The sequence below is a fragment of the Actinocrinis sp. genome, from assembly GCF_035946395.1.
GTDB lineage: Bacteria > Actinomycetota > Actinomycetes > Streptomycetales > Catenulisporaceae > Actinocrinis.
The window spans coordinates 1-12,330 of sequence record NZ_DASYZI010000277.1; the positions used below are offsets into that span (position 1 = coordinate 1).

General features: G+C 70.4%; 12 protein-coding genes. 2 read left to right on the plus strand and 10 right to left on the minus strand.

What is annotated here, in order from left to right:
* Positions 1-730: 730 nt before the first annotated feature.
* Genes VGS97_RS16890 through VGS97_RS16920 form a run of 7 tightly spaced genes read right to left on the minus strand, consistent with a single transcriptional unit; the run spans position 731 to position 7,912 of the window.
* Complete coding sequence (locus VGS97_RS16890) at positions 731-2,509, minus strand: hypothetical protein (protein ID WP_326854508.1); 1,779 nt, start codon at positions 2,507-2,509, stop codon at positions 731-733.
* A 6-nt stretch (positions 2,510-2,515) separates the two neighbouring features.
* Positions 2,516-3,469: a thioesterase domain-containing protein gene (locus tag VGS97_RS16895; protein ID WP_326854509.1), complete on the minus strand. Its 954-nt coding sequence runs from the start codon at positions 3,467-3,469 to the stop codon at positions 2,516-2,518.
* Positions 3,466-4,953, minus strand: a complete 1,488-nt coding sequence (locus VGS97_RS16900) for an AMP-binding protein (protein ID WP_326854510.1) — start codon at positions 4,951-4,953, stop codon at positions 3,466-3,468. Before VGS97_RS16900 ends, VGS97_RS16895 begins: the two co-directional genes overlap by 4 nt.
* Positions 4,953-5,462, minus strand: coding sequence for an acyl carrier protein (locus tag VGS97_RS16905; RefSeq protein WP_326854511.1), 510 nt, complete (start codon positions 5,460-5,462; stop codon positions 4,953-4,955). Before VGS97_RS16905 ends, VGS97_RS16900 begins: the two co-directional genes overlap by 1 nt.
* The gene (locus VGS97_RS16910; RefSeq protein WP_326854512.1) at positions 5,456-6,235 is read right to left on the minus strand and encodes a hypothetical protein; all 780 of its coding nucleotides are present in this window, start codon (positions 6,233-6,235) and stop codon (positions 5,456-5,458) included. The genes VGS97_RS16905 and VGS97_RS16910 overlap by 7 nt, the downstream gene beginning before the upstream one ends.
* On the minus strand, positions 6,222-7,676 hold the full coding sequence (locus VGS97_RS16915) for an AMP-binding protein (protein WP_326854513.1): 1,455 nt from the start codon (positions 7,674-7,676) through the stop codon (positions 6,222-6,224). The genes VGS97_RS16910 and VGS97_RS16915 overlap by 14 nt, the downstream gene beginning before the upstream one ends.
* Positions 7,677-7,681: 5 nt before the next feature.
* On the minus strand, positions 7,682-7,912 hold the full coding sequence (locus VGS97_RS16920; protein ID WP_326854514.1) for a phosphopantetheine-binding protein: 231 nt from the start codon (positions 7,910-7,912) through the stop codon (positions 7,682-7,684).
* Between the two features lie 494 nt (positions 7,913-8,406).
* Between VGS97_RS16920 and VGS97_RS16925 the strand changes: the two genes are divergently transcribed.
* Together VGS97_RS16925 and VGS97_RS16930 are read left to right on the plus strand one after the other, a co-directional pair.
* On the plus strand, positions 8,407-8,673 hold the full coding sequence (locus VGS97_RS16925; protein WP_326854515.1) for an acyl carrier protein: 267 nt from the start codon (positions 8,407-8,409) through the stop codon (positions 8,671-8,673).
* A 66-nt stretch (positions 8,674-8,739) separates the two neighbouring features.
* Positions 8,740-9,987: a beta-ketoacyl-[acyl-carrier-protein] synthase family protein gene (locus VGS97_RS16930; protein ID WP_326854517.1), complete on the plus strand. Its 1,248-nt coding sequence runs from the start codon at positions 8,740-8,742 to the stop codon at positions 9,985-9,987.
* A gap of 31 nt (positions 9,988-10,018) precedes the next feature.
* Here VGS97_RS16930 and VGS97_RS16935 read toward each other — a convergent pair whose 3' ends face one another.
* From VGS97_RS16935 to VGS97_RS16945, 3 genes are all read right to left on the minus strand, one after another.
* Positions 10,019-10,759 carry a hypothetical protein gene (locus tag VGS97_RS16935; RefSeq protein ID WP_326854518.1) on the minus strand — a complete coding sequence of 247 codons (741 nt, stop codon included), beginning with the start codon at positions 10,757-10,759 and terminating at the stop codon, positions 10,019-10,021.
* 171 nt (positions 10,760-10,930) lie between these two features.
* Positions 10,931-11,215, minus strand: a complete 285-nt coding sequence (locus tag VGS97_RS16940) for a phosphopantetheine-binding protein (RefSeq protein WP_326854519.1) — start codon at positions 11,213-11,215, stop codon at positions 10,931-10,933.
* An 80-nt stretch (positions 11,216-11,295) separates the two neighbouring features.
* Complete coding sequence (locus VGS97_RS16945) at positions 11,296-12,243, minus strand: 3-oxoacyl-[acyl-carrier-protein] synthase III C-terminal domain-containing protein (protein WP_326854520.1); 948 nt, start codon at positions 12,241-12,243, stop codon at positions 11,296-11,298.
* Positions 12,244-12,330: the final 87 nt, after the last annotated feature.

Sequence of the window (12,330 nt, forward strand, 5' to 3'; positions counted from 1 at the left end):
ACGGAGAATCACACTGCTTCCCGCTCCCTCGTGCTCCCCGCCACGGTGCTCTCCGCGCTGCGACGCAGGCCACGCCGCACATCTTGCGCCCCGCAAGCCACCGACACGCTGTTGACCCGCTGCACCGACACCAATCAAGACTTCCCGCCAACCAACCAACTTCGCATAGACGGCGACAAGACGACGGGGGGACGACGACCGCTGCCCCCGACAGGTCGCCAGACCAGATCCGCGTAGCACCGGCGAACGCCTCGGCAGCGCTGAAGGGCCAGCGGTTCGATCACGCCCGAGTAGCGATCGAACCTCGTCGAGACACGGCCGTGCCTGAACAGGCCTGTCCTCGCCCACCGCGGGGACCCGGCACAACGCGCTCCCGGCGTTCTCAGCGCCAAGCCAAGGTACGAGTAGGCCTCATCAGCCTGGATGTAGTTTTCGGCACCAGCACCTGCCGCAGACCTTCGCCGCAGCGGATCACTTCGCCGAACTGTGGCGCAACATCAACAGCGCCGTGCCCGCTCCATAGCTCCTCATAGCAATGTGTTCAGACGTCACGGGATGATGAAAGGACGTGCCCACTTCAGCCGCTGAACAGCGCGGCTCGCTCCCGCATGCTGATGGTTCCGTGGCGGCCGCGTTGGCCCGGGCACGGGGCGCGACCTCTGAGTACCGATGATCTTGAGCCGCGTATCGGATCAATGTGGGTAGGACAGGCAGCCCTGATCCGCGACCGTCAAGAACGACCGGAACCGGTGGCCGAAGGCGTCGGCCAGGCCGTGGGATCGGCCGGGTCGGGCGGCGTGGTGTCGCAGATGATGTAGTGGCGCGGGGTGATGGCTGTCGGATGATCGACAAGGGCGGCCATACAGCGGGCGTGCGCCTGTTCCGGTGTGTTGACGGTGTCGGTTGCGGTCACATAAGCGACAAGTGGGCGGCCGTCGGCCGAAATGAAGACGTGCGCTACGGCGGGTGCGAGGGCTTCTTCCACGAGGCGCTGCACGTCGGCCAAGTCGACCCAGCAGGAGTCGACCAGAATCCGGTTCGGCGTGTCGGCGATGGGTGCCAACCCGATGATCTCAGGCATCCGGGCGCGGGGCACGTCCGCGCTCGCGGCGGCCACCAGCACACGTTCGACCGCTAGCAGCACCGACTCGAGTTCGGCTCGCGGCACCAGGCCGGTGTCGGAGCTCCAGCCGTCGAGCCGCAGGCAGCCGTCAAGCTGACTGAGGCTGAACCGGATCGGCCTTCCGGCGCTCGGCATCGGGCGCCATCGCAGCTGGGTTCGAGTGAGCGCGGCATCGATATCGATCTGCTCGGGCTGGAAACCGACGCCCGCGGTGAGCCCGGACCATGATTCGGGCACGAGGCTGTTGAACAAGGGGTCGTAGTTGAGGCGCAGGCCGCGTTCACGCTCGACCAGTTCGTCCGCGGCGGACCGCTTGACCGCGTCGTATCTGGCGTGGCGGCTCGCCTCCATCACCACGGTCCAGGTGTGGCCGACCAGTTCGTCGAAACCCCTTTCGCGGACCTCGACGGAGGCGATGGTGCTCTGGGCCAGCGAGCCGACATAGCCCATCAGATGATGTTCGAATCGGTTGTTCGACAGCATGGGCAGCACCACATCCCGATGATTCGCCCGGTGGGCGACCACAGCGCAGACCGCTGCCAGCACGGTACTTGACCGGCTGGTGCGCGTGCGCGCCGCGATCTGTCTCACGGCCATCGCGGCGGCGACCGACGACAGTTCAACCGCCAGCGACTCGCCGCCGACCCGGGCGCCGGGCACTGTGTAGAAGCAGTGGGAGATGCGCCGCCGCTGCCGCTCCAGATACCCCAGCGCCGCCTCGGCCCTGCGTTGCTCGGCCGGCGTCGCCTCCAGTTCAGCCTGGTCCAGCGGCTGGTGGCCGGAGCGGCCCACCTGCCCTCCTCCGGGATGGTCGAGCAGCCCGGCGAAGTCGCGCTTGAGGATTTCGATGGCGGCGTGGTCCACGGCCAGGTGCGGGAACCCGGCAGCGCAGGCGATGACGCGATCGCCCGCATCGGGAGCGATGGCCACCGCCATATACAGCGGACGCCGTACTGAATCGGTGTGCTCGCGCAGCCACCTGACGAGTGCCTCGGCCACCGCGGGGCGGTCCCGCGGCCCCCACCGTCCTTCACCGAGCGAGCACACTTCGAGCAGCTGCACGCCGGTCTTCGCGACCTGTTGGCGCGGTTCTTCGCCGGGTGCGTACGTGGTGCGCAGGCTCTCGTGCCGCGCGATCAGCGCCGCCGCCGCCCCGGTCACCTCGTCGATGGACGGCATACCGGGTACCGGCAGCTCGACCCAGAGATTCGCGAAGGCGTGGTCGGGCATCGCGCCCAGCCACTCGTGGATGTTGAGCTGGCCCAAGGTGAGCGGTCCCTCGCCGCCCCGCTCCCCGGTGAACTCGACCGGGATCGAGCGCGTCGGGGTGAGCAGCACGCGGCGCCGGCGGCGCGGTGCGGTTTCGGCCTCAGTCTCGACACTCATCGCCGGTCAGCCGATCAACTCGCGCAGCGCGGCAGTCAGGCGGTCCTCCGTGCCGCAGTCGTGTGCCCGCTGGACGACGGTCGCCGGCAGGGCCGTGTTCTGGGTGCGGCCGAAGACGTCCATCGGTTCGGTGTACGGCGATGGCCGCCAGTCGCGCGCGGCGTCCCGGTTGGCCTGCCACACGCGCAACGAGCGCGCGACGATCTCGGGTGCCGCGTTCCGCGGTACCAGGCCTCGCTCCTGCCAATCCGCCAGGATCTCCGGCAGCTGCGATTGCGGGGGCGGTTCGCGCAGCCAGGACTCGGCGCCGGTGTCCGACGGTTCCAGCAGTTCGGCGTCGATCGCGGCCACAAGCCGGACGTCGTCGAGGCGGACGGCCATCTCGTAAGCGATGGCCGCGCCGATTTCGCAGCCGCCGAGCAGATACGGGCCGGTGGGGTGTATCGCCCGCAGCACGCTGACGTATGCGTCGGCCATCGACGGCACGGTACGAAGGGGTTCCGCGTCGTGGTAAAGGCCTTCCGCCTGGAGGCCGAACACGGCGAACTCCTCGCCCAGCGCGTTGGCGAGTCGGCAGTAGCGGCCCACTTGACCGTCGTCCGGGTGGACTAGGAACAGTGGCGTACGTGTACCGTCGCCGTCCTGGATCGCGATGAGCGGGCCCGATGGCCGCTCGTCACCGTCGCGTAGCACGGCAGCCAGGCCTTCGACCGTGGGGTGTTCGGTCACCACGTTCAGCGGCAGCTGGACGCCGAACTCCACCAGGATGGCGTCGATCACCCTGGCCGCGTCCAGGGAGTTGCCGCCGAGGCCGAAGAAGTTCTCCCGGATGCCGACGCCGAAGCCGAGGATGCGCTGCCACTGCCGGGCCAGCCAGATCTCCACCGGGTCCCGTGGGCGCTCGTAGCCGGTCTCGGTGGTGGAGCCGGTGCCGACCGGCTCGTCGCGAACAGCGTTCACAGTGGGGTCGCACCATTCTCGTCACGGGGGGTCAACCGCCAGCGTTGGACCTTGCCGGCCGCCGACCGGGGAAGCTGGTCGATGAACACGAACTGCTTGGGGATCTTGTACCCGGCCAGTCGCCGCCCGCAGTGCGCGGCGAGTTCGGCCTTGCGTACGCCCGCTCCGGGGCGCAGCACCACGTGCGCCGCGACCACGGACCCGAGACTCTGGTGCGGAACGGCGACGGCGACGGCGTCGAGGACCGCAGGATGGTCGCGCAGCGCCGCCTCGACCTCGTCCGGGTCGACCTTCTCGCCGCCCACGTTGATGGTGTCGTGGTCGCGCGGTTCGAGGTACAGGTAGCCGTCCTGGTCCACGCGCCCGCGGTCGCCCACCGTGGCGAACCCGTCCGGGGTGGTTCGGATCGACTGGTCGTTGAGATAGTCGGAGCGGCTCAGGCTCTGCGGGGTCCGTAAGAACACGGTGCCGGTCGTGCCGGACGGGACCTGGCGGCCCGCATCGTCCAGGATGCGGATCTGGGTCAGGAAGCCGCGGCCGACCGTTCCGGGCCGGGCCAACCACTCGTCGCCGCGCACCAGCGTCACGCCCACCCCCTCGGTCGCGCCGTAAAGCTCATAGACCCGTCGCGGGCCGAGAAGGTCGATCCAGCCACGTTTCGTGTCCGGGTCGCAGCGGGCCGCCGTGTGAAGCATCGCCCGCAGGGTGCCGAAGTCCGCTTCGGCCACGTCCTGCACACGCAGGATCTCGCGCATGTGCGTCGGGGTCAGCTGTAGCCATTCGACGGCGTACCGGCGCACCAACTCGACCGTCCACTGCGGGGCGAAGAACGGCTGGAGGACGACGGTGTTGCCGTCCAGCAAGCCATCAAGGAACGCGGTGAACGGTGCGGCATGGTACAGCGGCCCGACGATGAGCTGCCGCTGCCCGGTGCGCCAGCCGGTCTGCCGGATCACCAGGGAGGGCGTCGTGGCCGGGGCGTAACGCAGCGGTCCGGGCCGTGCGGAGATCTTCGGGATGCCCGTACTGGCGCCGGTAGCAAGCAGGTATGCCGTAGTGCCGGTGCCGGTGCCGGTGCCGGTGGTCGGTGGTTCGAGTCCGGCGGGCAGTTGCGTCCGCTGCGGCTCAAGCTGGGCGTCCATCAGATAGATGTGGGCGAACCGCCGGCCCAGCAGGCTCAGCAAGGCGTCGCGTTCGGCCGGCGCGGTGGCCGGGTTCAGCGGGAAGACCGGCACCTCGGCCGCGAGCGCCGCCGCGATGCCGAGGGCGGCGGCCGGAGTGTTGCCGGCCGGCACGACGACGCAGGACCGTGTGCCCGGGTTCAGCGCCGCACGCAGCGCGTCGGCCGCGTCCGCGACGCGGTCGGCGAACCGCCGCCAGGAAAGGACCTGCTCGGCCAGGTCGGCGTCGAAACCGATCAGCGCCGCGCGGTCCGGCTCGGCTTGGGCGATTTCGGCGATCCGCCGGCGCACGGAGAGGACCATCAGCGCAGCAGGTCCGCCAGGCGGCGGACACTGCCCGCGCTCATGAACTCGTACACGTCCACCGACCGGTCGAACTGGGCCTCGATGGCGGTGATGATGCGCAGGGCCGAGAGCGAGTCGCCGCCCAGTTCCAGGAAGTCGTCGTGCACGCCGACGCGCGTCCCGTCCAGATTCTCCGACCAGATCGCCGCCAGGCGGCGTTCGACGTCGTCGCGGGGCTCCTCGAACAGGGCGCAGCGCCCGTCGGCCACCGCGGAGGCGAGGAATTCGGCGTCCGCCGCGTCACCCGCCGCCGCAATGCTCTCCACGATCAGGACGGCCGCGAGCCCGCTGTCCTCGCCCAGCTTCTGCCACACGTGGTTGCGCAGGATCGGCCCGCTCACGTACTGGTTCAGCTCGGCGGCCGCCACGGTCACATCCCGTCCATCGCAGCGCACGATCGCGGTCTCGGCTCGGCGGACCGCGGGATGCGCGGACAAGACCTTGGATATCTCCGGCAGGCTCACCACTGTGGTGTCTCTCCTCTGATGATCTCGGCGACGAGCTTGTACACCTTGGGATCGCGCAACAGATCGTCGTGGTCGACATCGAGGCTGACGGTCCGCGCCGTCTGCACCGGCGGCTCGTGCCCGATCGAGGTCACGAACAGCGGGGTCGTCGCGCGCGTGTCGAACCCGCCTTCACCGGCCAGCAGCAGGTAGTCCAGATAGGCGGTGAACCCGGCGGTGAGTTCCTGATGGAGGAACTGCGGTAGGGACAGCCGATCGGCGACCGCGCGCATCAGCGTCTCGTAGTGTTCGGTCAGGCCTGCCGCGATAGGTCGCGGGTCGTCCGGGTACCTCGCCACGAGTTGCTCGGACAGCGCGTCGGCGTCCGCCAGTTCGCTCGCGGTCAGGTGCCGGGCCGAGGACTGCACCGCCGACCTGAACTGGTCGGCTATCGACTCGCCGGTCGTCGGCTCGGCGTCGAAGAGTACGACCACGGGCGCCGGGCCGGTCGCGGCGATCGCGTCCGCGAGGCGGGTGGCCAGTGCGCCGCCGGCGCAGTAGCCCAGCACCGCGCGCACCGGGCGGCCGGTCGCGGCGAACTCGGCGACCCAGCGGTCCACGCTCGCCGCCAACGGGTCGGCGCCGGCCTGCCTGAAGTGCAGGAAGCAGGCGTCGACCGGCACCCCCTCGGCCAGGTCCGTGAAGCCCGCCGCCGCGCGCGCCCCGGGAAAGTCCAGGCAGGCGATGAGATCAGGTCCCCGATCGGACAGGATCCGCCAGTCAGTCAGCTTCATCGAGCGAGCCTCCGCGCGCTTCCGTGGCCGCCGCCAGTGTTCGGTAGTCGATCTTTCCGCCGGGGGTCCGGGGCAGCGAGCGCACCTGGCGGAAGACGACGTGCCGGCTGGGCACCCCGAGCGACTCGACCAGGTGCCGGCGCTGCTGTTCGTGCACCGCCCGGTCGCCCGCGCCGACCAGATGCATCACCTCGTCGGCGCCGCAGATCACCGCGATCGGGTGACCCGGCCGCTCCACCATGCGCTCCAGGTCGTCCAGGCTGGTGCGGATACCCAATACCTTGACGATCCGTTTCGAACGGCCGGTCAGGTACAGGTGGCCGGCGCGCAGATATCCGAGATCGCCGGTGTCCAGGACGTCCACCTCGGCGCCGCGAGCGAGGTCCGCGCGCCCGCGCGCGTAGCCGAGCATGACGCCGGGCCCCTGATAGTGGACCGCCCCCTCGCCGGGCACCGCCCGCGCGTGGCTCGGCATCGGCCGGATCGTGATGGTGCCGCCCGGCATCGCGGTGCCGACCGAGCCGAGACGATGCGGCAGGTCCGCAGGGTCCAGGCGGGCGATACGAGAGGTCGCCTCGGTCTGGCCGTACATCACGAAGAACCGGCCGTCCAGCCGCCGCATCGTATCGGCCAGCCGCACGGTCAGCTCCTCGCCCAGCCGTGCGCCCGACTGGGTCATGGTGCGGACCCTGCTGCGTTCCAGCAGCTTCAGATGCGCCGGACCGAATGCCGCGTAGGTCATCGGCACCGCGGCGAACGACGTGGCGCCGGACCGGATCAGGTCGTCCCACATCGCCAACGACAGCGGTGAGTGCTCATTGAGCGCGATGCTCGCGCCAGCCAGCAGGTGGGTGTTCAGCACGGACAATCCGTAGGCGTGCCTGATCGGCAGCGTGGTGGGGGCGCGTTCGGCCGCGGTGATGCCCAGCGCGCGGATGACGGCCGCGGTGTTGTCGGCCAGCCCGCGGTAGGACAGACGAGCGGTCTTGGGGCTGCCGGTCGAGCCCGAGGTGGAAAGCAGCAGTGCGGTGCCGGGAAAGATCTCGCCCGCCGGTCGGCTGCCGTCCCGGCTGAAGACCGTCGCGCCGGCGATCGGTCGCGCAACCGGGCGGTAGCCCAGTTCGGCCAGTGCGGTCCCACCGCCGGGCGCCGGGACGATGAACTCGGGTTGATATGCCGAGAGGTTCTCCGCGGTGGCGGCGAGGAACGCGACGGTGTGCCCTAGGCGCAGCGCGGCGATATAGGCCAGCACAGTGGGCAGATCGCGGTCCCCCGCGCACAGAACCAGCGCCTTGCCGTCATGGCGCAGCGCCCGTTCGGCTTCGCCGACCAGTTCGGACAGCTCACCGTAGGACAGCACGGTGTGGCCGTCGAGGTGCAGAGCCGGGGATGTCCGCCGCGCGTCGTCGTGGGTCACCAGGTCCAGCGTCGCCGGAGCCATATGGATCACCTCTCCGTGACGCTCCGGTGGGCGATGAGATCCGCCAGCCGACTGGGGGTGCGGGTATGGAAGACGTCGAGGAGTGAGAGCTTCACGCCGGATCGCTCAGCCAGGATCACCATGAGCGAGAGCGCCTCCCACGACTTGCCGCCCGCGTGGAAGAAGTCGTCGTCGACCCCGATCTCGTCGGTCTCGGTGATTTCCCGCATGAGCGCCGCTATCTCAGAGGGCGTCATCGGTCTTCCGCGGCGGTCTGCGGCGCGGGACAGGGCAGGTGCACCACGGTGCCCGTCGAGTGGACATCGTCGTCGCGCATGTCGGACAGCTCACCTTCAGTCGGGGCAACCTGCTCGCCCGAGGGTCGGGTAACCTGATCTGCCGGAGCCGGTCAGGCCGCTGGATGGAGGCCATCTGCTCCTTGCGAAGATTCTCTTGGTGAAACAGAACCATGTCTACACTCGCGGCGCACGGCTTCAACGTGTACTTATACGCCAGGTTCGGCCGGTGCGCGTGGCGGAGCGCCGGACCGAATCAGGACTCTTGCTAAACCGTACCGGTAGGGTAACGTCCATGGTGATCCGCGCACCGACGATCTCTGTGCAGTCGTTGCGTGTCGCGACGTTCCGCCGCGCGTTGCGGGTGACGCCGCGCGCGGGCCGGCCCGAGACGCCGCGAGGCGGTTCGCTCCGGCGGTGCGGCCCTGGCCCGACCGTGCAGGAGGCACTGGCGCATGGCAATTTCGAGCGACGAGATCCGCGACTTCGTCATGCAGGCGCTGACCATCATGGAGGTCGACCTCGCCGAAATCCACGAGGACGGCACGCTTGGGCCGGCTGGGGCGGATCTGGACTCGCTGGTGTTGGCCGAGCTGGTCGTGCGGGTGGAGGAGCAGTACGACATCAAGTTCACCTCGGACGAGATGGAGCTGATGGGCGCGCTGACGGTCCGCGAGTTCTGTGACCTGGCGGTCGAGCGCGAGCATGTCGCGCGGGGCTAAGAGCGACCGAGGAATGGTGGCCGGGCTCGCGGGCCGCTTCGCCGTCGGACCGGGCGTCGGCTCGCGGTGAGCGGCGCTTCGGGCGCGGCCGGGGCGGTGGTCACCGGTATCGGTCTGGTCGGCCCATTGGGCCGCACGGTCGACGAGCTCTACGACGCGTTGTGCGCGGGTCGCTCCGGTGTGACCGCGCCGCCGGCGGACCATCTGCTGGCAGGGGTGGTCGAAGCCGCCGCCTTCGGTCCGCCGATCGAACCGTCCAGCGTGTTGCCGCCGGTCGAGGCGCGGGTCGTGGACCGCGGCATCGTGATGGCGCTGCGGGCCGCCGAGGACGCCGTCGCTGATGCCTGCCTGGAGATCGGGCGGGACGTCGATGCGCGCCGGACCGCGGTCATGATCGGCGGCGTCGGCGGGCTGGCGACGATGTCCGAGCAGGCGGTGGCGCGGGCCGGCCGGGGCCGATTCGGCATCAGCCCGTACTTGCTGCCCGGTGTGCTGCCGAACATGGCCGCCGCACGCATCGCGATCAAATTCGGCGCCCGTGGCTACAGCTCCGCGGTGGGCACCGCGTGCGCCGCCGGCGCGCAGTCGATCGGCGAGGGCCTGCGCATCCTGCGGGCCGGCGAGGCGGACGTGGTGCTGTGCGGGTGCACCGAGGAGCCGCTGTTCCCGGCCTTCGCGGACGGGTTCGGCAACGCCCGCGCGCTGGCGAGCGGCTGGACCGACCCTGCGCAGGCGAGCCGGCCGTTCGACCGGCGGCGCAACGGCCTGGTGCTCGGCGAAGGCGCCGGTGTGGTCGTCCTGGAGCGGCCCGAGTTCGCGCGGGCCCGGGGCGCGCGCAGCTACGGCCGGGTACTCGGCTGGGGCGCGAGCACCGACGGTTTCCACCCCACCGCGCCGCGCCCCGACGGCGAGGGCGCGGCCGACGCCATGCGCTTGGCGTTGCGAGATGCCGGCGCGGCGCCCGATGAGGTGGGGTATGTCTGCGCGCACGGCACCAGCACCAAGGCGGGCGACGCGGCGGAGGCTTCGGCTGTACTGGCCGTGTTCGGCCCGCACCAGCCGCCGATCAGCTCTCTCAAGGGCGCGACCGGTCACCTGCTCGGCGTGTCCGGCGTGTTCAGCGCGGCGGTGTCCCTGCTCGGGCTGCGCCGCGGCCGGCTGCCGGCGACCCGGAACCTGGACGATCCGGACCCCAAGTGCGCGGACCTCGACCTGATCCGCGACAGCCCGCGGCCGGCGGACGGCGCGAAGCTCGCGCTGGTCAACGCCTTCGGTTTCGGCGGGCACAACATCAGTCTCGTGCTGGCGGCGTAGCGGCTTCGGCGCCGGGAGTGTGCCGGGAGCGTCAGAGCCGCGCGCAGGAGAAGCAGCCGATGGCGGGTTCGTAGTCGGCCACGGTCACCTGCCCGGTGGCGGCCGGTTCCGCCAGGTGCCACCACACTCCGGTCATCGGCTGGTCGGCCGGGGCGACCTCGGCATCCGCGGGGCGGCCCGGCCAGGCGGCGGCCAGCGTCTCACTCAACACCAGCCGCGTCCCATCCTGCGGGACCAGGCCGGGCAACTCGGCCGGGGCGACGCCTGGGCGCTGGCGCACCGCGCCGCCGGGCCCGTCCGCAACCCACAGCATCGCCACGCCGCGACTGCGCGCGGGCACGGCGCCCTCGCTGCGGTAAGGCAGCTGCGCCTGCTCGACCACGATCAACAGCGCCGGCGCCGGGTCCGCGGCCTCGATCAGCCGCATGGCGGTGAACGCCGCCGCGGACCCCTGGTCGCAGACGGCGAACGCTGTCGGCGTACCCGGACACAGATGGCTCAGGTACGTCGCCAGCGCGCGGCCCGGGTAGACGTCGTGATTCGCGAACGCGACCACCAGGGTGCCGACCGCCTCGTCGCCGCCGACGACCTCGGGCAGCAGCGCCTCGGCCATCTCGCCGTACGACTGCCCGGACAGCTCCGTGTCGAGGGCGAGCCCGTGCGGGCGGGCCATGTCGGCCAGGTACTCCGTCGCGAACGCTCGGTTGCCCGGGTCGTCCAGGAACGCCGCCGGGCCGTGGAACTCGCGGCGCACCGCTCTGATGAGGCGCACGCGCGGCTAGGGGGTGGTTGAGACGTGGGGTCGGATCAGGGCGCGGCGTCTGGCGCGTGCGATCGCAAGGCGGAGGGCTGTGCCCATACTCGGTCGTATGGGCACAGCCCGACAACGCCGCGAGCGTGCGTGACAGGCGTCGCGACCCCGACCCCACATCTCAACCACCCCCTAGACCTGCTCGTAGTGGCCGGCGATGTACCCGGCCAGATCCGCCACCGTGACGACCTGGTCCTCGTCCATCGTCTCCAGGTCGATCTGGATGGCGTGCGCCTCCTCGATGCCGAGCAGCAACTCCAGGACCAGGGACGAACTCAGGCCGAGCTCGTCCAGCAGCAGGCTCCCCGGCGTGATCGGGCCGTCGTGGTCGAGTAGCCCGGGCAGCGTGGCGAACATCGTGGCCATCACCGCGTCCCGCATCTGCGCGTCGACCGCTGTCTCCTGCTCCGCGTCCATCGCCCAGCTCCCGTCGGTTCCGAGTCGTCGTGCCCGAGATGTCGGTTCTCGGCACGAATCCCAAGGATCTCACATTGATATCAGTGCTCGAAAACCATGGCGGCGAAGGTCGCGCCCTCGCCCGACCCGACCGTGGCCACCAGATATCGGTCCCCGGGCGCCAGCAGACCGCGGTGCACCGCGGTCTGGTAGTTCACGAACGCGTCGGAGCAGAACAGGTGCCCTCCGGCGGCCACGTTCTCCAGCACCACGCGGCTGAGCGGGAAGCGCAGCAGAACGCACAGCCGCTGCCATGTCACGACATTGACGTTGTGTGGCAGGATCAGCCGCAGGTCGTCCAGTTCGATCCCGGCCTGCTCGACCGCCTGCCGGATCACCGCGGCCAGGGCCGGGCGGTACTCGCGCTGGAACTTCGCCGCCGATCCGCCGCCGACCAGATCGAACTCGCCGCGCTGCGCGCAGGCGTACGAGAGCACCCGGTTGCGCGGCCCGTTCGCGCTGACCAGGCAGGCGGCCGAGGCCTCGCCGAAAACGGAGGTGCCGGGAATCAGCCGCGCGTGCCGAGTGAAGGCCTTCTCCCCGGTCAACACCAGGGCGAGCGGCTCCCGGCCGGGCTCGGGCGCCGCCGCGGCGTCGGCCTCCAGCAACCGGCCGGCCTGCGCGATCGCCAGCAGTCCGCTGGCGCACGACTGCTGGGTCACGGTGAACGCCAGCGCGTGCTCCAAGCCGAGGGCACGGCGCACCTCGTCTATCCGGTTGACCGGATACGGCTCGGTGACCGGCATCGCGCGTCCGTACAGCAGGTAGTGCACCCGGTCCGCGCTACCAGGCAGCTCGGCGAGCGCCGACGCGGCGCGCAGCAGCAGATCAGTGGTCGTTTGTGGTCCAGCGAACCGGATCTCCCGCAGCTCGTGAAAACGCCTGAACATTTTGACCTGTATGTCCGTCAACTCCAGGCGGTCCGCCAGTTCCTCGATGGGTACCAGAGTCGACGGCAGATATACCGCCACCGCGTCGAGTGCGGTCACACGGAACGCTCACACGCAATCACCACTGGCGCATCACAGCATGTCCCTCGGCGGCCGTCAACCGACTGTGTCAGTGTGCATAGCCAA

What these genes read in the sequence shown, in the direction of transcription:
- VGS97_RS16890 (WP_326854508.1), bottom strand. Translation starts at nt 2,509, where the DNA reads ATGAGTGTCGAGACTGAGGCCGAAACCGCACCGCGCCGCCGGCGCCGC.
- VGS97_RS16900 (WP_326854510.1), bottom strand. Translation starts at nt 4,953, where the DNA reads ATGGTCCTCTCCGTGCGCCGGCGGATCGCCGAAATCGCCCAAGCCGAG.
- VGS97_RS16910 (WP_326854512.1), bottom strand. Translation starts at nt 6,235, where the DNA reads ATGAAGCTGACTGACTGGCGGATCCTGTCCGATCGGGGACCTGATCTC.
- VGS97_RS16915 (WP_326854513.1), bottom strand. Translation starts at nt 7,676, where the DNA reads ATGGCTCCGGCGACGCTGGACCTGGTGACCCACGACGACGCGCGGCGG.
- VGS97_RS16920 (WP_326854514.1), bottom strand. Translation starts at nt 7,912, where the DNA reads ATGACGCCCTCTGAGATAGCGGCGCTCATGCGGGAAATCACCGAGACC.
- VGS97_RS16925 (WP_326854515.1), top strand. Translation starts at nt 8,407, where the DNA reads ATGGCAATTTCGAGCGACGAGATCCGCGACTTCGTCATGCAGGCGCTG.
- VGS97_RS16940 (WP_326854519.1), bottom strand. Translation starts at nt 11,215, where the DNA reads ATGGACGCGGAGCAGGAGACAGCGGTCGACGCGCAGATGCGGGACGCG.